A 21,374-nucleotide genomic window follows, 5' to 3' on the forward strand; every position below is an offset into this window, starting at 1 on the left:
ACGTCGCGGACACGCCGCCACAATGCCGCGCTCCGTGCATGGATAGTAGAAAGCATCGCAGTGCAGCAACCAGCGTATGCATACGTATTCATTGAAATGCGTCTGCATCGACGTGCGAGCCGGCCGCGGCTGTATGCCGCTGTGTGTGCTCAGCCGATGGGTTAAAGCGCCTGCTTGCCGTAACGATATTCCGCAAGCAGCCAGAGCTTGCGCTGGCTCACGGTGAAGCTGTCGGCGCGATAGTCGCCGTATTGCAGCTCGAGGCTGAAGCGCTTGCTTATCTGCGCCTTGATACCGGCATCGGTTTCGGTACCGTAGCGCGCACCATTGCCGTTTTGCGGATCGAACCAGTGCTGGGTGACGAGCCAGGTCAGTGAGTTCCAGGGCAGCGTGCCATACACCCCGGCGTAGCGATCGCGCAGCCCGTGTGTGGGGATGGCGAACACGCCGACCCAGCCATCGAAACTGTGGCCCGAGCCGTAGGCGATGTTGAATGCATTCTTGCCATCGCCGCCCAGCGACTCTTCGCCGAGGCGGCCGGCGATGGCGGGCAATCCGTAGCTCAGTTCGAACAGGTGATAGGGCAGGCTGAAATGCGCCGGGTTATTCGCGTAGTCGTTCTGGTGCGCGCCCTCGATCGTCCAGCCGACCTTGCTGCTGTCGCCCAGCGGTGCGGTGCCGGTCCAACGTGCGCCGACGGTACGCACCGAGTTTTTCGCCGAGGTAATGTTTTTGACGAAGTAGCCGTAGCCGCTGAGCGTCCCCATTGGTAGCACCTGATCGAGATGGATCAGATGACCATCGAGCTCCCAACGCCGCTGCGCGTAGTCGGGGAAGTCCGCCCCGACCGTGCGGTTTACCTGATTGATCCAGTCATAGCTCAACGTCGTTTTTTCGGCGAGCTTGACGTAGGTCGTCATGCCATCGAACGACTGCGGATTCTGACGCCAGTAGTTCGGGCTGAAAAAACGGTGGTTGTCGATGTGCAGGTATTGCCGCCCGGCGCGAATACCGAAGTCGCCGTTGTCGTAACCCACCCACGCGCTGCTGAGTTCGGTGGATCGCGGGTCCGCCTCTGCCGGGTAAGGCGTGCGCCGGCCCGTCGTGTCGTCGTACTGCCGACCGAACAGCGGCTGTACCTTGGTGCCTTCGACGTAAGCCGCCAGATGCGGGGTGAACGCCCATAAATAGCCTATCTGCAGCCGCAGCGTATGCGCGCGGCCAGTCTTCTCGAAGCTGTTGGAATGCAGCGTGCTGTCTCGATAGCGCAGGCCGAGATAAGGCTGACTGACATAAGTGTCGTCATCGGCGTGGACGGCCGAAGAGAAAGCGATGGCGGCGACAACGGCGAGGTAGCGTGGAAGCGTCATGGAATCGGCAGCTGGCGGTGTAAACCTCCGTTTTAGCGTCTAGCGGCGATTTGTCATAAACATATTTTGTTATGTGGATATGGCGCGACGTGATGACCCCTCTCTATGGGAGAGATTTCAACTCTTCATATAGTCGGTAAACTTCTGCGCGTAATCCGGGTGCCAGCGCGACAGCGCCGGGCGGTTCTCGATAATGTCGTTGGTGGCCCAGCGCATCCGTTTCTCGTCGGTAGCGCGGTCCACATCGTTGTCGGGGCACAGAATGTAGAAGTCGCCGCGTGCCAGCGCAGGCAGCATGAAATCGACGACCTGGTCGGCCGTCCACGCCGCGGCAGGCTTTTCCGTGATGCCGCGCGCGCGAGTGAATCCGGTGAAGGTGAAGCCGGGGATCAGCAAATGCGCGCTGACGCGCCCGTTAGTGGAAAGCAGTTCGTGCGCGAGCGACTCCGTCAGTGCGCGCAGCGCTGCCTTGCTCACGTTATAAGCGGTATCGCCCGGCGGCAGGGTGATGCCTTGTTTCGATCCGGTGTTGATCACCATGCACGGCCAGCTCGCGCCCATCATGTCCGGCACCAACAGCTGGATGCCGTGCAGCGCGCCGCCGACGTTGATGTCGAGCGTGGATTTCCATTTGGCGACATCGGCGAACAGGCCGTCGCCGCCTTCGCGCGCGGCGTTGTTCATCAGCACAGCGACTTCGCCGAGCGCGTCGGCCTCGGCTTTTACACGCGCCATATCGTCGCGGCGGCTGACGTCGGCCTTTATCGCCCGAGCGCTGATTCCGTTGGACGTGAGATCGGCGACGGCGCGTTCCAGGGAGTCCGCATCGATATCGACCAGCACGATGCGCATGCCGATCTGGCCGAGTCGACGGGCCGTGGCAAGGCCGATGCCGCTGGCGGCGCCGGTGATGACCGCAACGCGGCCGGGAACGATAGCGGGATGATTCGACATGGGGGTTTACTCGAGGCGAAAACGCTGGATCGTGAATTTAGCGGAAGTCGCGTGATCTTTTCCTATGTATCGGCGGTGGGCTACGGGTGTCGCAGGCCCGATCCATGCAGCGCCGGAACCGCGGTTCGTGCGCTACGCTCGCTAGAATCGGAATGGCCACACCAGCGGTCGCCGACCGCGCGGTGCCACCGGGAGAATCGCATGCCTTACACAGCCAAAAAAACCACCTTGCGCCTTACCGGCGCGTGCGACGCTGCTGCATGAGTATTCGCGACGAGATATCGCCTGCAAAAGGCGGTGAAAAGCCGATCAGCGTGCTTCTGACCGGTGCCAGCAGCGGCATTGGACTGGCGATGCTCCGGCAGTTGCTGGGCAACCGGCATATCGCCCTCGCTTTTGCCGTCTCCCGATTCGCTTCGACATCGGAGGTGTTGAGGCAGCTGCGCGACACGCACGGGGAAAGGCTCGTGCTGCTGGACGCTGATATTACCGATGAAGGCGATCTGGACAGGTTGCGTGACACAGTGTCTTCGCACACCGATGCGCTTGATCGGGTGATCAATGCCGCCGGCGTGCTGCACGCGGCGAATCTGCAGCCGGAAAAAGCGCTCGAACAAATCACCAGGGCCAATCTGGAACGCGTGTTCGCACTCAACGCCTTCGCGCCGATTCTGCTGGCCAAGGCGCTGATGCCGCTGCTGTGCCACGATCAGGTGGCCGTGTTTGCCTCGCTGTCGGCAAGGGTCGGCTCGATCGGCGACAACCGCAGCGGTGGCTGGTATGCCTATCGCGCGTCCAAGGCGGCGCAGAATCAGCTGATGAAAACCTTTGCCATCGAACTGGCCCGGCGCAATCGAAACGCGTGCTGCCTGCTCTTGCATCCCGGAACCGTCGACACGCCGCTGTCCGCGCCGTTTCAGGCGCGAGTGGCGGCGGAGAAACTCTTCACCACGGAACGGGCCGCGACCCAGTTGCTGCAGATCATTGCCAGCCGTACGGCGATCGATAACGGCCGCTTTATCGCGTGGGACGGCACCGACGTGCCCTGGTGAGCGATGCTTGTGCACTTACGCTTTAGGTTGTTGGGTCGCTAGCGGCGTCAGAACTATTCGTCACACCATCGCGCGTCGCAAATCCTGCAGAGCCTGCTGAATATCCTGCGGTTCGCGCATCGCCTTGCGTGCTGCGCCGACCGCCTTGCGCAGCGAACCCGGTGTTTCGCCGTTCTCGATCAGCGAGATGGCGGGATCGCGGCATGCGATCAAGGCATCCACCCAGTCGGCCGGCTGCACGGTGCGCCATCGTCGCGTAAGCAGGCGGCTGGCGCGGAACGCAGGCGCGACGCTTTCCACCCGGCCTATCGCCATCACAAAACCGTCGGGGCCTCGCTGCGCGTTCGCGGGGTCCAGCGCATCGGCCAGAGCGGCGAGCGCGTCGGCGATGCGCACGCGCAGTACGCCCGTGGAGCGCACGGGCAATACAAACCACGCCGCGGCGACGCCGACGATCGCGCCGATCACGATTTCTTCCAGCCGCAGCGAAAGGATCTGCCCGGCCGATGGCCCTTCGAATCCCTGCAGCAGCGCCAGCGCCAGGGTGACGAACAGCGCCCACCACGCGTAGCCCAGCGGACGCAGCCAGATGCCCATGAACACGGCGGCAAGCATCAGTTCGACGGTTGCGGTATCGCTGACCGCGTGACCGGCGAACGCCAGCGCGAAGAGCGTACCCACGCCGGCGCCCACCACGCGCAGCACGCTTTTGTAAGCGACATCCAGCCGTCCCTGGTTGCCGCTGCCGACGATAAAGGCGGTCAGCACAATCCACGCCCATCGGTCTGCAAAGAAAACGTAGCCCACGACAAAGGCGACGGTCAGAGCGACCGCCATCTGGACGGCCATTCGCGTGCTTGCCACCGGTCGCATCGAACTGGCGCGCGCAGGCGATGCGGTGACGTCGTTCAGGACGCGTGTCGGCGGCAACCAGCGCAAGCGTCGGGCGCCCAGGTGAAACAGGGTGACCCAAAACAGCGCAAGCAGTGCGACGATGATCGGCAGGAGCAAGGCTGTCGTTGGGCCGACGCGCGTCGGCGGTGCGTAAGGCGTGGTGAGAATCACCACGAAAGGCAGCGCGATCAGCGAGCCGGCCCGGCGCACCAGCGGGCCAAACCGACGCAGCCAGATGGACAAGGAAATAGCGATCACGAAAAAGGCCGCGCCGAGCCAAGGCGCATGAAGCAGCAGCATGCCCACGGCCAGCGCCGCCAGGCTGACGGCGGGTAGGGTCAGTGCGGCTTCGATTCGGCCACGTCGATCGCGATCCAGCTGGCTGCGCGACAGCGACACGCACAGCACGATGGCCAATATGGCCGGGCCCGGCTCGGGATCTATGGTCAGGGCGCAAAACATGGTGGCCAGCGCGGCGAGCATAGTCACGATCGCCTCGCGCAATGCCTGGAAAATCTTGCTGGTGGTGATGGGCATCGCTGGCTCCAGTCCTTTGGCGCTCTGAGTAAGAGTGGACGCAGGTACGTTAGCAAATGCGTGACCTCGCGCGTATAAAAAACCCGGCCAAACTGGCCGGGTTTTTTTCCCATCATGCGCGTCCCTTCGCTGGCGCATCCGTACGCGGGATGAAACTACTGCTTGGGCGTCGTGCCACCAGTGTTATTGGAAGAGGTGTGCTTGTTCAGGCTTGCCGCAGCATTGCTGCTGGCGCTGCCGATATTGGCGGAAACGCTGGCCACGTTGAGGCTGCCGAAGCCGGTGGTGTAGTCCCAGCCGGCAGCGGCCGTTTCACCGTCGTTGTTGCCGGACGTCACGTCGTGGAAATCGCCGGAGTTGGCGGCCGCATCGGCGTACAGCAGCGGAGCGGCAAAGCCGAGGCTGCCGTTGGCTTGCAGAATGCGCGCCCAAGAGCCGACGAACAGCGGCGAGGCAAGGCTGGTGCCACCGATCTGCTGGTTGGTTTGACCGTCGACGACGACAAGGGAACCGGTTACCGGGCTGGCGTCGAACGCAATATCCGGCACACCGCGATAGCTGGAGCTGCCGTTGGCGCCTACGCCCTGCTGCCAGCTCGGGATCGGCTCGATCGTGCTGGGACTGCCGCCGGTAGCGCCTTCGCTCTGGCTCAGATTGTTCCACACGGTTTCCTTGCTGAACGTGGTGCCGCCCGTGGTGTAGAGCTCGGTGCCTCCGACCGCGACCACGTACGGCGAACTGGCCGGATAGCTGGGCGTGATGCCGCCGTCGCCGCATTCATCCGCGCCGGAGTCGCCGGAGGACACCGAGAAGGTTTGTCCCTGCGCCTGGGCCTGTTCGAAGATCTGGTCGTCGGTGGCGGTATCGGCGTCGGTCTCGCACTCGCCGAGCGAGACGTTGATGACCGGCACGGCGTTCGCCGAAACCACGGCGTTATAGTCGGTGCTCAGGTCGGCGTCGCTGAGCGAAGCGGCGTCGTACAGCACGAGCTTCTGGACACCGCCGGAAATACCGACAATATCCTGCGTATCCAGATCCCACTCGCCGTCGCCGCTGGTGTCGCTGCTGCCGTTGCCGACCACCTGTACGCTGACGGTGGGTAGACCGTTGTTCGAGGTGAACGTCTGCAGGTCGTTTTCGACGTTGGTCATGCTGCCTTCGGTAATCACGCCGACAGGAATCGATGTTGCCGGCGAGAGACTGCTGGCGCCGTAGATCGAGGCAAAGTCGGTCGGCTTGTGAGCTACCGCCGTACCGCTGGCATCGGTATGCACGGCGTTCGGATTGAGGCGCTTGGCAAAGGTATGTGCGACATGCACGTTCTGTAGGCCGACTACCTCCAGCACCGAATTCTGCAGTGATGAAGGAATGCGCACGTCGTTGTCGTTGGCAAACGCATGGCGGCCGTCTTTGGTGTGCACCTGGACAAACGTGGTGTTGAAGGCAGCCTGGGCGGTATCCGCATGACCATAACCTTCGACCAGCATACGGTTCGGCGCGATGCTGACGTTGGTGAAGCCTGCCTTGGTCATATAGTCGGCGACCGCTTGGGCTTGTGCGGCGGTAGGCGAATATAGCGCCGTGAACTGCGCAGGAGTGAGCGGCTTGTGTCCGGGTGTTTTCAGATAGCTTTGGAGCTGCGCCTGATTTTGCAACTTCAATGACACAACGACATGCATCGGCTGGGAATAGGCCAACGGCCCAATGACGGTATCGCCTTGTCGCAACGCGGTAGCCTGCTTGACCGTTACCAGCGTGGAGCTGGCGATCGATGCGTCTGACGCGTCGGCGTAGGCGAACGAACTCGCTGCGCATGAGGCAGCAGCAAGGCCGATGGCGGCAAAGAGGGATTTGGTGCGGAGATGACTCGGCATATGACGTGCTCCAATGTTTGTTCGGGACGATCCCCTTTCGGGCGAGCGTAAAATTCCACTGGTGTCGTGTTGTGCCGCGTAACGCTGCGGCGAAGTGCGAGGAGTGCTGTATTGGGCCGCCGTCACTTTCGACTGCCGCCCAACAGGGCTGCAGGGGCAGCGAATCCGATATGCCGGACAGGCTTCAACAGCGCGTGGCGGGGAACCTCCTCGTCAATGAGTGCTATCAGCAAAGGTCATGCTGAGGTTCGACATATTCGCCGTCTAAATGCATTTATTTAGCGTGACGAATGGAGGAAACATAATGATCTTGAAAATCATCGTCTATAAGAAATAATCCAATAGAAAATGCTGCTTTTTGACAAACATAAATAACTGTTCATGACTTTGTATATGAGATGAACAAAATATAGATAATCCGATCGTGTTCATTTCGGATTAAGAGATCGTGGCAAAGTGGCGTTGCAGCGCCTGTTGCAGGGGTGTGTCGCTGCGCGAATACGGCCGTGACTGACGTCTCAGCTGCCTATTTATCCGCCGATTCGTGACGAATTGGCGGGCGCAAACTTGCTTTTATCGTTTTTTGGCAGGCTGCCTCACCGCCACTTATCGACGAGCGGACTGAAGAATGGGGAGCCACTGGCAAATTTTTGCCTTCGGTGAAACTTCACCGATAGCGTTCGACCAGCAACCTGGTGGCGAGCCCGGCCATTTCTTTGTCCGCTGCGCCGGCGACACATATTCCGTATAGTCACGAGTGTGCTTCGCGTCACATTATGGCGAGAGCGCGAAGCGCCTTCGCTCCGCTGTCGATGCACACGTCAGCCACGCCGGCCAGCGGCTTGGCTGGTATCGACTGGATCGTCTCGAACGGAAAGATTCGTACGGGCGCGTAAATGAAGTATTTGCGAGAAGGTGCGTCGATGGATTTGCAAGCCTCGTTCAAACTCAGCCCGAATCGCCTTCTGTTGGACGGCGTCACCATGTTTTTCGCGCTGCTGCCAGATGAGCAGGCCAAGGCCGAGATGATCCGTATTGGCGAGCGCCTCGTGAAGTCGCATCGGCTGGGCGGTTCGTCGGTCGATATCGACCGGCTGCACATCACGCTCACGCCCATCGGCAAACCGGACCGCCTGCGTCAGCCGCTGGAAGGCGCACTTTTGGCCGCCGCTGAGAATGTGCGAATGAAGGCGTTTGAGGTCACGCTGGATAGCGCCATGCGTTTCAGCAACACCAGCGCGGATGGCCGCTTTCCGTTCGTGCTTTGCGCGGACGCTTCAACCACTCAAGCGGCGCTCAATTTACGCAAGGCGCTCGCCCAGGCTCAGTACGCACAGGGACTTTTCGTGCCAGGCGTATCCAGCTATATGCCGCACGTTACGCTGCTCTATGGCCATGGGGTTGAGGCGATCGAACAGCCGATTCCACCGATCAGCTGGAGAGCGCGCGAATTCATGCTTATCCGCAGCTTTTTTGGTCAGTCCAGGCACGAAGTCATGGGACGCTGGCCGCTCGACTCAGCAGGCTGAGGCGAGTTGACGGGGGTGATGATCTTGGCTCGATCCGGCCAGGATGCACTCTCAGCCATCATTCCTGCATCGTGAGTGGCTACTTTTCGCCAGGGGCCGTCTTGCCTCGATGGTACGACGATCAGGCCTTGATGACCGCGATGGCGATCGCGCCGATCCTGTCGGGCAAATTAGGACTGCGTTGGCTAAATGCTGTACGCGGCGGATAAGACCGGAGCGTGCGCTGAATTTTTCGGTGATCGAGATCTATTCTGGAGTGCAGGGTTCACATGCATTCCTTCACCTGCTTGAAAAACCAAGTGTCGTCGTCCGGCATCCGCGAGTAGTACTTGGCCGTCGTGTGATCTCCCACGGGCGTGATGTCTACAAGCGCAAGAACCGGACTGCTGTCGGTCTGCCGAAGTTGCAGGCTGGTTCCGCTGACTAGCGGGACATTGGCTATTTTGAAGGGTTTCGTCGCCCACGCGCTCGATACACACGAGGCCACGTCACCAACGCTACTGGTTCCTGTGTAGGCAGCGGTAGGTGCGTCGTTGCGTAAATTGCCTGCACTGGAGCATGCGGCTAGCGAGATCGCTGCAGCAATGCTCACGACGTACTTTTTAACGGCTATTGCCTGTCGATGATTCCGCATTGGTTGAATCCTGAGCACCGAATAGAGATGATTTTTGCGGTCTATCCTACAGCCGGAGGATGTGGCGTTCGAGGATCCCAATACTTATGGAACTGGCGCTCCCCTCTCTGCTAGTGAGCCCGCCGGGCCGTTACCGCGTAGCGGCCATTGTTGACTGCGATGAACTTCATGGTGTCCCCAAGCAATGCATACGGTTCGTGGTCCAAATGGAGGTTCTTGTCGCAAGAAATTACTTGGGGACTTCCTAAAAGTCCTATTGCCAACCCCCATGAGCGCTATCTAGATTCAAATGGCTGCAGCATGAATCAGAGGACGCAGTGAAAGACCGCGCGGTGCCTAAGGCATCGCATCCGACACTAAACCATGGAGAGATGGATTGTGAAATTACTGCCTGACAGTTCGGTTAATCGTAAAAACATAGTGCTCAAAAAATCGGTCGCAGCGCTGCTGTTCGCCAGCGCGCTGACGCTTGGTTTTGCGGCGCAGGCCACTGACACGCTGGTCGGCGCCAATCATCTGCTGAATGCGAACGTCCCAGCGGCCGTATCGTCGGGTCTGGCTGCGCATTCCGGCGTCATGGATCAGACAAAGAGCATGAAGCTCGGCCTGATTCTGCCATTGCGCAACGAAGCCGAGCTCGACAGCCTGTTGCTGCAGCTGCGCGATCCGCAAAGCCCCAATTATCACCACTATCTCTCGTCCGCCGAATTCACCGAGCGCTTCGGTGCGACCCAGAAAGATTACGATGCTGTCGTCGCATGGGCGACATCGAACGGGCTCACGGTTACCCAGACCACGCCGAATCGTCGCATAGTGGATGTGCAGGGGTCGGTGGATACCATCAATCGCGCGTTGCACGTGCAGCTGGGCAACTATCGGCACCCGACCGAAAATCGCATCTTCTTTGCACCCGATCGCGAGCCGACGCTGGATCTCGCGGTGCCGCTGCTGGACATCACCGGCCTGACTAACGTCAATCCGCCGAAGAACCATCTCGTGCATGGAAGCGACTTGCAGCACATGCAGGCGATCAAGGCCACGCATGGTTCCGGTCCGTCGGGCGAGTACCTGCCCAGCGATATGCGCGCGGCGTATTACGGTTCGGGCTCGCTTACCGGCGCCGGTCAGACCGTGGCCATTTTTTCCTATGACGGCTACAAGTCCTCCGACGTGACGCTTTATTACAGCAAGACGGGCATGAAATCCTCGGTGCCGGTCAAGAACGTGTTGGTCAACGGATACAGCGGCGTCTGTGATGCAGGCGATGGCAGCGGCACGTCCACCTGCGACGACGGCGAGCAGGTGCTGGACATCGTCAATGTCATCGGCATGGCGCCTGGTTTGCAGCAGGTGCTTTTCTATGAGGGCACCAGCGCTGGCGATATCCTCAACCAGATGGCGACGGACAATATCGCCAAGGTGATTTCCAGTTCCTGGGGCGGTGGCGATTTCGGCTCCTCGGACGACGCGATCTACAAGCAGTTCGCTGCGCAGGGGCAGACCTTCCTCAACGCCACGGGCGACGATGGCGCCTACAACTCCAGCACCTGGCTTCCACCGTCGCTCGATCCGAACATTCTGGATGTTGGCGGTACCGATCTCACCACGACCGGTCCCGGTGGTGCCTGGAGTTCGGAAACCGGCTGGAGTGGCAGCAGCGGTGGCTACTACAGCAAAGCGGGTTATTCGACGCCGACCTACCAGAAGTTGAGCGGTGTCATCACCAGCACCAACAAGGCGTCGAGCACCTACCGCAACGATCCTGACGTGGCGGCCGAAGCGAACTACGACAATCCGACGGTCAGCAACGGTTCGTTCGAAACCGGTTTCGGCGGCACCAGTTTCGCCGCCCCGCGCTGGGCCGGACTGCTGGCGCTGGCCAACCAGCAGTCCGTGGCGGCTGGCAAAGGGACGCTGGGCTTCGTCAACACCAAGATCTACAACCTTGGCGTTGGCTCCAGCTACAAGAGCCAGTTCCACGACATCACCAGCGGCAACAACAAGCCAGACGAAGGCAGCGGTTCCGGTTTCAATGCGGTGGCGGGTTTCGACCTGGTCACCGGTTGGGGCAGTCCGCAGGGCGCGGCCTTGATCAATGCGCTGACGCAGTGAGGCGATGGCAAGCGAGGTGTCACGTGAAGTGACGCAGAAAGAGGGTCGCCTTGGGCGGCCCTCTTTTTATATGGCCGTTGCAGGTGGTCATGGCAATACCGTGGTGCGGAAAAATGGAAGCCACGGCGATGATTAGGCTACTGCATACTGTCAGATCGACGAGTAGGCTTCGCAGGGACATTCTGGAGACTATTGATGCGCAAGGTATCAATCAGCACCGCAGTTGCAATCGCCGGCTTCGCCTGCGTCGCGCATGCTCATAGCTCGGCGGCTACGCCGTCCGCCATCGAGGCGTTTGGCAAGGGCGTGCAGATCTATACCTGCAAATCGGCAAGCGACAGTTACGCATGGACGTTGAAAGCCCCCGATGCCAACCTGAGTGATGCTCTTGGCCAACCGATCGGAAAGCACTTCGCCGGTCCCACGTGGCAGGCTATCGACGGTAGTACGGTTGTCGGCAATCCGCTGAATGTTTCGCCGTCACCGAACACTGGTGCGATTGCGTGGATCGTACTGCAGGCGAAGTCGCATACCGGCCATGGCCTGATGTCCAACGTCGACTACGTGGTGCGTACGCGTACCGAAGGCGGCGTGGCGCCGGCAGGGGGCTGCGATGCTGGCCATACTGGTGCCGAAGTGCGTGTGCCCTACAGCGCGGTTTATCTGTTCTTCCGCCACTGAACCACGGGCTCCGTCGCAGCGCTTGCGACAGATGGTCGCGATACTGCGGCTTCTACACACTCATGCCGCATCGGCTGCGCCATTATGGTGCCCTGATGAAACTCTCCGAAAAGCTCGCCATTCTCGCGGACGCCGCCAAGTACGACGCTTCGTGCTCGTCCAGCGGCGGGCAGAAGCGCGATTCGCTGAAAACCGGCGGCATCGGCTCGAACGAGGGCATGGGGATTTGCCATGCGTATGCGCCGGACGGCCGCTGCATCTCGCTGCTGAAGATTCTGCTGACCAACTTCTGCGTCTACGACTGCGCCTACTGCATCAATCGACGTACCAGCAACGTGCAGCGCGCACGCTTTACCGTGGCAGAAGTCGTGCAATTGACGATGGACTTCTATCGGCGCAATTACATCGAAGGTTTGTTCCTTTCCTCGGGCATCATCCAGTCGCCCGATTACACCATGGAGATGCTGGTGCAGGTGGCGCGTAGCCTGCGCGTGGATCACCGGTTTGGCGGCTACATTCATCTAAAGACCATTCCCGACGCGTCGCCCGAACTGCTCTCCGACGCCGCGCGCTGGGCCGATCGCCTCAGCATCAATGTCGAAATGCCGACCGAAGGTGGGCTGAAGGCGCTGGCGCCGGAAAAGGATCTGCGCGATATCCGCCGCGCGATGGGGCGTCTGCGCATGGGTATCGATGAGGCAAAAGCCGAAAAGAAGGCGCCACGATTTGCGCCAGCCGGGCAGAGCACACAGATGATCGTCGGCGCCGATGCTTCCAGCGATCGTGATGTGCTCACCAGCAGCACGAATCTTTATGCCAACTACAAGCTCAAGCGCGTGTATTACTCGGCCTTCAGTCCCATTCCCGACGCCTCCAAGGCCTTGCCGCTGCGTCCGCCGCCGCTGGTGCGCGAGCATCGGCTGTATCAGGCCGACTGGCTGATGCGCTTCTACGGCTTCCAAGTCGACGAGATCGCGCCAGCCAACGATAGCGGCATGCTCGATCTGGACGTCGATCCGAAGATGGCCTGGGCGCTGCGCCATCGCGAACAGTTTCCGGTCGACCTGAACCGCGCGCCGAAAGAAATGCTGCTGCGCGTGCCGGGTCTGGGCGTGCGCACGGTGCAGCGGTTGCTCGGCATGCGCGTGCACCGCAAGCTGCGTTACGAGGATCTGGTCAAGCTTCGCGTGCCGGTACGCAAGGTCGCGCCATTCGTTGCCACGATCGATCACCGCCCGCGCGTGGACAGCGAAAGCGGCGCGCTGCGTCATCTCGACACCACGCCGCGCCAGGCTGATTTGTTCGGTCACTGATGCGCTTGGTCGTTCTGCACGATGGCAGCGATTTGGCCGAATGGCGTGGTCAGGCGCGCGCGCTGCTGGCCGAAGACGTGCTGCCGTCGGATGTGCAATGGCAGGTTGGCGAGAGGGCGGGTCTGCTGCCGGCGGAATCATCGCCAGCTCATCAGCCATTGCGTGAGGCCAGGCCAGCTGGGACGGTACCGCGTGAGTTTCTGACTCTTGCCAGTACAGTGCTGGCGCATGCCGACGCGCGTCGCCACGCCGTTCTGTATCGCTTGCTCTGGCGCCTCACCCATGGCGAACGCCAGCTGTTGCATATCGCCAGCGATGACGACGTGGCCTGGTGCGAGCAGGCGGCCAAGGCCGTGCGGCGTGACATGCATAAGATGAAAGCCTTCGTGCGCTTTCGCGAAGTAGCGCAGCCGCAAGGCTCCGTCTTCATTGCGTGGTTCGAGCCATCACATGACATCCTTCCACGGGTGGCGCCGTTCTTTGTGCGGCGTTTTGCCGGCATGCACTGGTCGATACTCACACCGACGCGCAGCGCCCACTGGAACGGCGAAACCATCAGCTTCGGTGCCGGCGCGCAGAAAGCCGACGCGCCGAACGAGGATGCGCTGGAAGCTCTATGGCTGACGTACTTCGCGAATATCTTCAATCCGGCGCGGCTGAAAGTGCAGGCGATGAAGAACGAGATGCCGGTACGCTACTGGAAAAACATGCCCGAGGCCGCGCTGATCCCCGGTCTCATCCGCGACGCTTCTGCGCGCATGGATGCGATGGTGCAGAGGGCGCCGACCCAACCGAAAAAGCACATTCCCGCACCGTTGCCACGACAGTCGTCCGCGCTGCCGCAAGGCAGCCTCGCCGAGTTGCGCCTGCAGGCCGGACAATGCCGGGCGTGTCCCTTGTGGGAACCGGCGACGCAGACGGTATTCGGTGAAGGCCCCGACAATGCGCGCATCATGGTGATCGGCGAGCAGCCGGGCGATCAGGAGGATTTGGCCGGCCGCCCCTTTGTCGGCCCGGCCGGTCAGTTGTTCGATCAGGCGCTGGCGCAGGCTGGCGTCGAGCGCAACCGGCTTTACGTCACCAATACCGTCAAGCACTTCAAGTTCGAGCCGCGCGGCAAACGCCGCATCCACTCGCGCGCCAACGCCTCCGAGCAGTCGGCGTGTCGACCTTGGTTGCTTGCCGAAATCCAGCGCGTTGCGCCAAAGACCATCGTCTGCCTCGGGGCGATGGCGGCGCAGGCCATCTTCGGCAAGAACTTTCGCCTGCTTGAGCAGCGCGGCCAGTGGATTACCCTTGATAACGGTATCGGGGCCTTCGCCACGGTGCATCCGTCCTATCTCCTGCGGTTGCCGGACGAACGAGAACGCGGGGAGGCTATTGCGCATTTCGTACGCGACTTGGGCATGCTGCGTTCGTTGATCTAAAACCAGCACGTTATCCCTTAAGCTGCGCCCTGGATTTCCACCAAGTTGCCTCCGTGAACAGCCAAGCCCCACCGCATCCTGCTTCGAAGGTTCAGTCGATCTCTGCAGCGCTTGTCACCAGCGCACTGGGCGTAGTGTTCGGTGATATCGCCACCAGCCCGCTGTATGCGCTGCAGGCAGCATTTGATTCCCATGGTGTGCAGGCCAATCGCGACAATGTGTTGGGTCTGCTGTCGCTGGTGTTCTGGGCGCTGATCATCGTGGTGTCGTGCAAGTACGTGGCGTTCATCATGCGGGCGAACAACAACGGCGAGGGCGGCATCATGTCGCTGATGGCGCTGACCCGCGAAGTCTGCCGCGACAAGATTCCGCGCGGTTTGCTGGCCGTGGCGCTTTCGCTGGGGTTGATCGGCGCTGCGCTGTTCTTCGGCGATAGCGTGATTACGCCGGCGGTGTCGGTGCTTTCGGCGGTGGAGGGTTTGCAACTGGCGGCGCCTGCACTGAAGGCCTGGGTATTGCCGATCAGCATTGTGATTCTGTTCGGTCTTTTTTTATTGCAGCGCATGGGCTCCGCACATGTGGGCAAGATCTTCGGGCCGGTGATGGCGCTGTGGCTGGTGGTCATTGCGATACTGGGCGTTTATCGCCTGCTCGATCGGCCGGAGGTGCTGTGGGCCATCGATCCGATGTATGCATTGCATTATTTCGGCACCAACGGTTTCCGCGGATTTGAAACGCTGGGCGCGGTGATTCTGGTACTGACCGGTGCCGAAGCGCTGTACGCCGATATGGGGCACTTCGGCGCCGGCTCCATTCGCGTGGCGTGGTTTGCGCTGGTGCTCCCGTGCCTGCTGCTGAGCTATTTCGGCCAGGGCGCTTACCTGCTGGGTAACGCTGCCGCTGGGGAGATGCCGTTTTATCGCATGGTGCCACATGCGCTGTTGTACCCGATGATCGTGCTGGCGGCGCTGGCGACGGTGATCGCGTCGCAGGCGGTGATCGCCGGTGCGTTTTCGATGGCGCGCCAGGCGATGCTGCTGGGTTACCTGCCGCGCATGCGGGTGCAGCACACGTCGCACCATGTGGAAGGACAGGTGTATTTGCCGGGCATCAACCTGCTGCTGCTGATACTGGTCATGGCTGCGGTGCTGATCTTTCGCTCGTCCGATGCGCTGGCCTCGGCTTACGGCATTGCGGTGAGCGGCACGATGCTGGTCACGACCATTCTCGCGCTGCTGTACGCGCGCTTTGGGTGGCAGTGGCGTTATGTGGCGCTGGTGCCGCTGGGTATCGTGCTTATCACCATCGACGTGGCATTTTTCGGCGCCAACATTCTGAAGATCGCATCGGGCGGCTGGTTCCCGCTGCTGCTCGGTGTGATGATGTATGTGCTGATGTCGAGCTGGCACCGCGGTCGGCAGATTCTGATCAGTCACCTGAGCCGCGACGGACTGGAGCTTAAAAGCTTCGTCACCGGCATCGCCGCGCATCCGCCGCATCGTGTCGAGGGCAGCGCGGTGTTTCTCACTGCACGCAGCAGCGGTGTGCCGGTAGCTTTGCTGCACAACCTCAAGCACAACCGCGTGCTTCATCACACCAACATCGTACTGACGCTGGAGTTCGTCAACGCGCCTTTCGTCTCGACGACGAATCGCCTGCATCATATCGAGCTCGGCGATGGCTTCCACCAGGTCAATCTGCGCTTCGGTTTTGCCGAAGATACCGATGTGCCGCAAGCGCTGAGCGCCATGGAAATCGACGGTGAGCCGGTCGATCCGAACAGGCTGACCTATTTTGCCAGCCGCGAAAACATCGTGCCTTCACGGCTGCATGGCATGTCGCTGTGGCGCGCGCATCTGTTTGCCTTGATGGCGCGCAATGCGCTGGCGGCGACCACGCATTTTCACTTGCCCGACAACCGCATGGTGGAGATCGGTACGCGCGTCGATGTCTGAGGCGTCGGTTATCCGGTAGGGCATTTGTTTGCGCAGGTTGGGCTGAGCGCAGCGAAGCCCGACGTAGACACCGTGAAACATGTTGGGCATCGCTGCGCTCGGCCCAACCTACGAAATCCATAACGCGGCGAGCTTATGCGCTGCGGCGTTTCGATGCGGCTGCCGAGCGCGGCTTGGTCGCCGTCGCCGGCTTGCACCCGGCCTTGCCTGTGGCGCAGCCACGGGCGGACTGACTGCAGCAGTGGTCGGTGAGGTAGCCGATCAGATCGTTCATCGCCGCGATCACGGGGGAGTAATAGATAAATCGACCTTCCTGCCGGCTCGCCACCAGGCCTGCGTGGGAAAGCTCCTTCAGATGGAAGGACAGCGTGGCATTGGCCAAACCCAGCTTCTGCGCGATGGCACTGGCCGCCAGGCCATCGGGTGCGTGTTCGATCAGCAGGCGATAGACCGCCAGACGCGACGATTGCGCCAATGCGGAAAGAATGGTGACCGCCTGTTTGCTCTGCATGGCGATGGCTGTGTGTCTCTTTTTCGACATTTCCATAATGATAGAATCGTTTGATCGAGGCAACCGTGGCGATGTCACCGGTGACCACGCTGGCTTACGAACGATGGAAACACCGATGAACGATCTGCCCAATATTTCAGCCGATACGCTGGATACTCCAGATAGCGGCAAACTCGGCTTATCCCACGCTGCCGACCATCCACCGCGGATACTGATTCTTTACGGGTCGCTGCGGCCGCAGTCGTTCAGTCGCAAGCTTGCGCTGGAGGCGGAGCGCATCCTGCGCCAGTTCGGTGCGGAAACACGCGTGTTCGATCCGCTCGATCTTCCGATGCTGGACAGTGTGCCGGCCAGTCATCCGAAAGTGCGCGAACTGCGTGAACTGTCGCTGTGGTCGGAAGGACAAGTGTGGGTGAGTCCGGAGCGGCACGGTGCGGTGACCGGCGTGTTCAAAAACCAGATCGACTGGCTGCCTCTGGAAGAGGGCAGCGTCCGCCCGACGCAGGGACGCACGCTGGCGGTGATGCAGGTGTGCGGCGGCTCGCAGTCGTTCAACGTCGTCAATGCGCTGCGCTTGCTTGGGCGCTTGCTTGGGCGCTGGATGCGCATGGTCACTATTCCGAACCAGTCGTCGGTGCCCAAGGCTTGGGAGGAGTTCGATGACGCGGGCCGCATGAGGCCCTCGCCGTATTACGATCGCATGGTGGACGTGATGGAAGAGCTGTTCAAGTTCACCCTGATGATTCGCGATCGCAGCGATTACCTGGTCGACCGTTACAGCGAGCGCAAAGGTTCAGTCGAAGCACGCGCGCTGTCGCTGGCCGCAGGCGTTGTTTCTTCCGCTCAAATTCCAGCCAACGCAGACGAATAGATGTCCGAGATGACCGCCACTATCTATCACAACCCTGCATGCGGCACCTCGCGCAACGTGCTGGCCTTGATCCGGCATGTCGGCATCGAGCCGACCATCGTGGACTATTTGAAAAACCCGCCGGGCCGGACGCGGTTGAAGCAGTTGATCGACGATGCCGGGCTGACGCCGCGCGCGGCCCTGCGCGAAAAAGAAAAGCTCTGCGCCGAACTGGGCCTGGATGCGGCAGGCACAAGCGATGATGCGTTGCTGGATGCGATGATCGCGCATCCCATCCTGATCAATCGGCCCTTCGTGGTGACGTCGCTGGGCACGCGGCTGTGCCGGCCGTCCGAACGCGTGATGGATGTCCTGCCCCCCTTCGCCGAGCCTTTCGTCAAGGAAGACGGCGAGGTGGTGAAACCGCGCAGATAGATTCTGGAGACTCACATGCAGTGCTGTGGCGGGGGCGGCAGTCATTCCGGATTCACCGTGCGATGGTGAGCATCGGTGCTCACCCTATCCTCGAGGAGGCCGACTTGATCGTTTCATTGGCTATTGCAGCATTGGCTGCCTCGTCGTCACTGCCGCCGTTGTCAACCCGCGTGTTGCCGGCTTGCGGCACATCGCAGGTATCCATCACGTTCGATGGCGAGAACGGCCATTTTTCCGGCATGTCGCACGCCGGTACGCTGATGGTCGTGCGAAACATCGGAGTGGATGCCTGTCGCGTGCCGGCGCTGCCAGAACTGCGCTTCGAAGATGCTGCGCATCGAGCGTTGTCGATCGTGCGACAGGTGCCTAAGGGCATGCATCCGGGGCCTGTCATCCTTCCGGTAGGCATAGCGCCAGGCGCCGAAGCGACGGCGGAACTTCGCTGGGTATCGGGCGATGTCTACGACGGCCACCATTGCGTCACCACGGCGACAGCGATCGTGCAGATCGGAACCGATACCTACAAGCAAGCGTTTTCCGGCCAGTTTTGTTCCGCCGCGAATACGCCGGCGACGTTTACTCAAACGTGGCTAAAAACCGATGCACATCTCTAGCAGGCGTCGGTGGCGATAAAAAAGTATCCAGCGCCGTCGTGCCTGCTCTGGCAGAATCGAACAGCCTGCACTGTCGGAACATCCTGGAATGAGCCAAGCACCTACCGCGCCCGCCAATTCGCCCAGTCGCATCCTGTTTGCCAGCCTGATCGGTACGACGATTGAGTTTTTCGATTTCTATATCTACGCCACGGCCGCGGTGCTGGTTTTTCCCAAGCTGTTTTTTCCATCCGCCGATCCGGCCTCGGCGGCGCTGCAGTCGTTTGCCACGTTTGCGCTGGCATTTTTTGCACGGCCGATCGGTTCGGCCGTATTCGGGCATTTCGGCGATCGGGTCGGGCGCAAGGCGACGCTGGTGGCTGCGCTCCTGACGATGGGTATTTCCACGGTAGCCATTGGCCTCTTGCCGACGTACGCGAGTATCGGCGTGGTGGCGCCGCTGCTGCTGGCGCTGTGCCGTTTCGGCCAGGGGCTGGGTCTGGGCGGCGAGTGGGGCGGTGCGGTGCTGCTGGCGATCGAAAACGCGCCACCGGGCAAGCGCGCGTGGTACGGCATGTTTCCGCAGCTGGGTGCGCCGATCGGCTTTTTCTTTTCCAGCGGGCTGTTTCTATGGCTGACGCAGGGCATCGGCGACCAGGCCTTTTTCGCATGGGGCTGGCGCGTGCCGTTTCTGGCCAGCGCGGTGTTGGTGCTGATCGGCCTGTGGATGCGGCTGAAGCTGCAAGAGACACCCGCCTTTGCCAAGGCCATGGCGCACCACGAGCGCGTCAAGCTGCCGATGCTCACGGTGATCACCAAATACCCGAGGCCTCTGCTGGCGGGCACCTTCGCCGCGCTGGCGACGTTTGTGCTGTTCTATCTGATGACAGTGTTTGCGCTGAGCTGGGCGACCACCAAGCTGGGCTATTCGCGCGAGCAGTTCCTGATACTGCAGATGGTCGGCGTGCTTTTCTTCGGCGCGACCATTCCGTTGTCGGCGATGCTGGCCGATCGCCGCGGCAGCCGCTTCACCATGATTCTTTCCACGCTGCTGATCATCGTGTTCGGCATCGGCTTTGCACCACTGTTCGCCGCGGGAAGCAGCGGCAGCGTGCTGTTGTTTCTGGCGCTGGGGCTGGGTGTGATGGGTCTGACCTACGGACCGCTGGGCACGATCCTGGCGCAAATGTTTCCCACTGCCGTGCGCTACACGGGCGCATCGCTGGCGTTCAATATGGCAGGGATCTTCGGCGCATCGTTGGCGCCGTATATCGCTACCTCGCTGGCCAGGAGCTACGGTCTTGCCTATGTGGGTTATTACCTTGCGGCAGCGGCAGTGCTGACGCTGCTGGCTCTGCTGGCGACACCCGAGTCAGCGGATTGATGCGGTGCATGCGGTGGGTCTGCGACGCTCATAGGTCTGAATGGGAGTGTGGCGGCCGGTGGAAATGGTCGGGATAGTCCCCATGTTTCCAGACGTAGACTTCATGCCGGAGCGATCAGGCTCTCCAGGCATCGGCTGGACAGGAGACTCTTATGGCAACCGGTTGGGCCGGCGACGGCGCCGTACAGGATCAGATCGATGCCACCGTCAACGATGCGGTGACGCGGGCGCGCCGCCAGCTGCGGCAGGGTCCGGGCTTGACTCATTGCGAGGAATGCGACGCGGCCATTCCCGAGGCACGCCGCAAGGCCGTGCCCGGTGTGCGCCTATGCGTGACCTGCCAGGAAACGCATGATGAGGAGCAGGCGGCCGGCATCTACAACCGGCGCGGCAGCAAGGACAGCCAGCTGCGCTGAACTGCCAATAGTCTGTGGTCAGAATTACCAGGACTGCGATTGGGATTGCGACTGCCCGGATTCGGCGATGGATACTTCCACTTCAAGCGACTCGGCGATGCCGCCCAGACGCACGCCGCGCACCGGCGCGGCATCGCGATAGTCGCGCCCGCAGGCGATGCGCACGTAGCGCTCGTCCGGCGACTGGCGATTGGCCGCATCGAAGCCCAGCCAACCCAGATCGGCGACGAAGATCTCCGCCCAGGCGTGACTGGCCGCTGCGGTGCCCTCGACAGGACAGAGGTAGCCGCTGACGTATCGGGCGGGAAAGCCCAGCGAACGGGCCGCGGCGATCAGCACGTGGGCATGGTCCTGGCACACGCCGGCCTGCGCGGCGAACGCCTCCACCGCCGTGGTTTCCGCGTCGGTCTGGTAGGGCAGGTAGTCGATGCGATCGCGCACGCCGTTGGTCAACCGATGCAGCCGCTCCAGATCCTTGCCGTCGCCGGCGGATGATTTCGCCAGCTCATCGATTTCCGCGTTGCTTTCCGTCAGCGGCGTCGACGACAGATAGAACATCGGCGGCAGCAGCTCTTTCCGATCGCCATGCACCCCATGCATATCGCGCGTGTTGACCGAGCCGCGCACCGACAGGCGCAGGGTTTCCACGCTGCGGTCGACGGTGTGGGTGGCGACGGGGTTGCCGAAACCGTCGCTACAAGTGGGATGCAGCCGCCGGCCGTCGACGTCCACCTGCCAGCTGCCGATCGTCTGGCCGGCGCTCGGCGCAGGCCACATGCGCAGCGCCTGGATGATCATGCTGGCAGCCTGACCGTAGCGGTAAACGGTGTCGTGAACGATGGTCAGCTGCATG

General features: G+C 61.4%; 19 protein-coding genes. 12 read left to right on the top strand and 7 right to left on the bottom strand.

Translation table 11 applies throughout. The features are described from left to right. Nucleotides 1-161: 161 nt before the first annotated feature. Nucleotides 162-1,370 (bottom strand): alginate export family protein, encoded by a 1,209-nt coding sequence (locus HDE78_RS12220; protein WP_179479825.1) that lies wholly within the window; start codon nucleotides 1,368-1,370, stop codon nucleotides 162-164. A gap of 117 nt (nucleotides 1,371-1,487) precedes the next feature. Further along, nucleotides 1,488-2,324: an SDR family NAD(P)-dependent oxidoreductase gene (locus HDE78_RS12225; protein WP_179479827.1), complete on the bottom strand. Its 837-nt coding sequence runs from the start codon at nucleotides 2,322-2,324 to the stop codon at nucleotides 1,488-1,490. 260 nt (nucleotides 2,325-2,584) lie between these two features. Here HDE78_RS12225 and HDE78_RS12230 point away from each other — a divergent pair, with 260 nt between their 5' ends. Then, a complete protein-coding gene (locus HDE78_RS12230) occupies nucleotides 2,585-3,376 on the top strand; it encodes an SDR family NAD(P)-dependent oxidoreductase (protein WP_179479829.1) in 792 nt (263 codons plus the stop codon). Nucleotides 3,377-3,436: 60 nt separating this feature from the next. Here HDE78_RS12230 and HDE78_RS12235 read toward each other — a convergent pair whose 3' ends face one another. Together HDE78_RS12235 and HDE78_RS12240 are read right to left on the bottom strand one after the other, a co-directional pair. Then, the gene (locus HDE78_RS12235; RefSeq protein WP_179479831.1) at nucleotides 3,437-4,807 is read right to left on the bottom strand and encodes an FUSC family protein; all 1,371 of its coding nucleotides are present in this window, start codon (nucleotides 4,805-4,807) and stop codon (nucleotides 3,437-3,439) included. Nucleotides 4,808-4,962: 155 nt separating this feature from the next. After that, nucleotides 4,963-6,681: a S53 family peptidase gene (locus HDE78_RS12240; protein ID WP_179479833.1), complete on the bottom strand. Its 1,719-nt coding sequence runs from the start codon at nucleotides 6,679-6,681 to the stop codon at nucleotides 4,963-4,965. Nucleotides 6,682-7,664: 983 nt separating this feature from the next. Between HDE78_RS12240 and HDE78_RS12245 the strand changes: the two genes are divergently transcribed. Next, on the top strand, nucleotides 7,665-8,210 hold the full coding sequence (locus HDE78_RS12245; RefSeq protein WP_255457779.1) for a 2'-5' RNA ligase family protein: 546 nt from the start codon (nucleotides 7,665-7,667) through the stop codon (nucleotides 8,208-8,210). A gap of 265 nt (nucleotides 8,211-8,475) precedes the next feature. Here the strand turns inward: HDE78_RS12245 and HDE78_RS12250 are convergent, their stop codons facing one another. Beyond that, nucleotides 8,476-8,844, bottom strand: coding sequence for a hypothetical protein (locus tag HDE78_RS12250; protein ID WP_179479835.1), 369 nt, complete (start codon nucleotides 8,842-8,844; stop codon nucleotides 8,476-8,478). Nucleotides 8,845-9,222: 378 nt separating this feature from the next. Here HDE78_RS12250 and HDE78_RS12255 point away from each other — a divergent pair, with 378 nt between their 5' ends. The 5 genes from HDE78_RS12255 to HDE78_RS12275 all read left to right on the top strand — a co-directional run bounded on the left by HDE78_RS12255 (nucleotide 9,223) and on the right by HDE78_RS12275 (nucleotide 16,332). Further along, nucleotides 9,223-10,956, top strand: coding sequence for a S53 family peptidase (locus tag HDE78_RS12255; protein ID WP_179479837.1), 1,734 nt, complete (start codon nucleotides 9,223-9,225; stop codon nucleotides 10,954-10,956). A 195-nt stretch (nucleotides 10,957-11,151) separates the two neighbouring features. Further along, nucleotides 11,152-11,637 carry a DUF3455 domain-containing protein gene (locus HDE78_RS12260; protein ID WP_179479839.1) on the top strand — a complete coding sequence of 162 codons (486 nt, stop codon included), beginning with the start codon at nucleotides 11,152-11,154 and terminating at the stop codon, nucleotides 11,635-11,637. 95 nt (nucleotides 11,638-11,732) lie between these two features. Next, nucleotides 11,733-12,950 carry a putative DNA modification/repair radical SAM protein gene (locus HDE78_RS12265; protein WP_179479841.1) on the top strand — a complete coding sequence of 406 codons (1,218 nt, stop codon included), beginning with the start codon at nucleotides 11,733-11,735 and terminating at the stop codon, nucleotides 12,948-12,950. Then, a complete protein-coding gene (locus HDE78_RS12270) occupies nucleotides 12,950-14,377 on the top strand; it encodes a UdgX family uracil-DNA binding protein (RefSeq protein ID WP_179479843.1) in 1,428 nt (475 codons plus the stop codon). Before HDE78_RS12265 ends, HDE78_RS12270 begins: the two co-directional genes overlap by 1 nt. A gap of 53 nt (nucleotides 14,378-14,430) precedes the next feature. After that, a complete protein-coding gene (locus HDE78_RS12275) occupies nucleotides 14,431-16,332 on the top strand; it encodes a potassium transporter Kup (RefSeq protein ID WP_179479851.1) in 1,902 nt (633 codons plus the stop codon). 133 nt (nucleotides 16,333-16,465) lie between these two features. Here the strand turns inward: HDE78_RS12275 and HDE78_RS12280 are convergent, their stop codons facing one another. Then, a complete protein-coding gene (locus HDE78_RS12280; protein ID WP_179480342.1) occupies nucleotides 16,466-16,843 on the bottom strand; it encodes a metalloregulator ArsR/SmtB family transcription factor in 378 nt (125 codons plus the stop codon). Between the two features lie 115 nt (nucleotides 16,844-16,958). Between HDE78_RS12280 and arsH the strand changes: the two genes are divergently transcribed. The 5 genes from arsH (at nucleotide 16,959) to HDE78_RS12305 (ending at nucleotide 20,521) form a co-directional block, all read left to right on the top strand. After that, nucleotides 16,959-17,714, top strand: a complete 756-nt coding sequence (gene arsH / locus HDE78_RS12285) for an arsenical resistance protein ArsH (RefSeq protein ID WP_179479861.1) — start codon at nucleotides 16,959-16,961, stop codon at nucleotides 17,712-17,714. A gap of 9 nt (nucleotides 17,715-17,723) precedes the next feature. Continuing rightward, complete coding sequence (gene arsC, locus HDE78_RS12290) at nucleotides 17,724-18,128, top strand: arsenate reductase (glutaredoxin) (RefSeq protein WP_179480344.1); 405 nt, start codon at nucleotides 17,724-17,726, stop codon at nucleotides 18,126-18,128. A 104-nt stretch (nucleotides 18,129-18,232) separates the two neighbouring features. After that, nucleotides 18,233-18,742 (top strand): DUF4232 domain-containing protein, encoded by a 510-nt coding sequence (locus HDE78_RS12295; RefSeq protein ID WP_179479863.1) that lies wholly within the window; start codon nucleotides 18,233-18,235, stop codon nucleotides 18,740-18,742. A gap of 88 nt (nucleotides 18,743-18,830) precedes the next feature. Beyond that, nucleotides 18,831-20,105 (top strand): MFS transporter, encoded by a 1,275-nt coding sequence (locus HDE78_RS12300; RefSeq protein ID WP_179479865.1) that lies wholly within the window; start codon nucleotides 18,831-18,833, stop codon nucleotides 20,103-20,105. A gap of 152 nt (nucleotides 20,106-20,257) precedes the next feature. Continuing rightward, nucleotides 20,258-20,521, top strand: a complete 264-nt coding sequence (locus HDE78_RS12305) for a DksA/TraR family C4-type zinc finger protein (RefSeq protein ID WP_179479867.1) — start codon at nucleotides 20,258-20,260, stop codon at nucleotides 20,519-20,521. Nucleotides 20,522-20,545: 24 nt separating this feature from the next. Here the strand turns inward: HDE78_RS12305 and HDE78_RS12310 are convergent, their stop codons facing one another. Then, the gene (locus tag HDE78_RS12310) at nucleotides 20,546-21,373 is read right to left on the bottom strand and encodes a transglutaminase family protein (RefSeq protein WP_179479869.1); all 828 of its coding nucleotides are present in this window, start codon (nucleotides 21,371-21,373) and stop codon (nucleotides 20,546-20,548) included. Between the last annotated feature and the right edge of the window lies 1 nt (nucleotide 21,374).

Origin of the sequence: Rhodanobacter sp. K2T2 (genome assembly GCF_013408815.1) — a bacterium.
Taxonomy (GTDB): Bacteria; Pseudomonadota; Gammaproteobacteria; order Xanthomonadales; family Rhodanobacteraceae; genus Rhodanobacter.

Excerpts from the sequence above, each read along its gene's own strand:
- HDE78_RS12250 (WP_179479835.1), bottom strand. The coding sequence starts at position 8,844 with ATGCGGAATCATCGACAGGCAATAGCCGTTAAAAAGTACGTCGTGAGC.
- HDE78_RS12300 (WP_179479865.1), top strand. The coding sequence starts at position 18,831 with ATGAGCCAAGCACCTACCGCGCCCGCCAATTCGCCCAGTCGCATCCTG.
- HDE78_RS12280 (WP_179480342.1), bottom strand. The coding sequence starts at position 16,843 with ATGCAGAGCAAACAGGCGGTCACCATTCTTTCCGCATTGGCGCAATCG.
- HDE78_RS12240 (WP_179479833.1), bottom strand. The coding sequence starts at position 6,681 with ATGCCGAGTCATCTCCGCACCAAATCCCTCTTTGCCGCCATCGGCCTT.
- HDE78_RS12270 (WP_179479843.1), top strand. The coding sequence starts at position 12,950 with ATGCGCTTGGTCGTTCTGCACGATGGCAGCGATTTGGCCGAATGGCGT.
- HDE78_RS12265 (WP_179479841.1), top strand. The coding sequence starts at position 11,733 with ATGAAACTCTCCGAAAAGCTCGCCATTCTCGCGGACGCCGCCAAGTAC.
- HDE78_RS12225 (WP_179479827.1), bottom strand. The coding sequence starts at position 2,324 with ATGTCGAATCATCCCGCTATCGTTCCCGGCCGCGTTGCGGTCATCACC.
- HDE78_RS12235 (WP_179479831.1), bottom strand. The coding sequence starts at position 4,807 with ATGCCCATCACCACCAGCAAGATTTTCCAGGCATTGCGCGAGGCGATC.
- arsH (WP_179479861.1), top strand. The coding sequence starts at position 16,959 with ATGAACGATCTGCCCAATATTTCAGCCGATACGCTGGATACTCCAGAT.
- HDE78_RS12310 (WP_179479869.1), bottom strand. The coding sequence starts at position 21,373 with ATGCAGCTGACCATCGTTCACGACACCGTTTACCGCTACGGTCAGGCT.
- HDE78_RS12245 (WP_255457779.1), top strand. The coding sequence starts at position 7,665 with ATGTTTTTCGCGCTGCTGCCAGATGAGCAGGCCAAGGCCGAGATGATC.
- arsC (WP_179480344.1), top strand. The coding sequence starts at position 17,724 with ATGACCGCCACTATCTATCACAACCCTGCATGCGGCACCTCGCGCAAC.
- HDE78_RS12230 (WP_179479829.1), top strand. The coding sequence starts at position 2,585 with ATGAGTATTCGCGACGAGATATCGCCTGCAAAAGGCGGTGAAAAGCCG.
- HDE78_RS12305 (WP_179479867.1), top strand. The coding sequence starts at position 20,258 with ATGGCAACCGGTTGGGCCGGCGACGGCGCCGTACAGGATCAGATCGAT.
- HDE78_RS12220 (WP_179479825.1), bottom strand. The coding sequence starts at position 1,370 with ATGACGCTTCCACGCTACCTCGCCGTTGTCGCCGCCATCGCTTTCTCT.
- HDE78_RS12260 (WP_179479839.1), top strand. The coding sequence starts at position 11,152 with ATGCGCAAGGTATCAATCAGCACCGCAGTTGCAATCGCCGGCTTCGCC.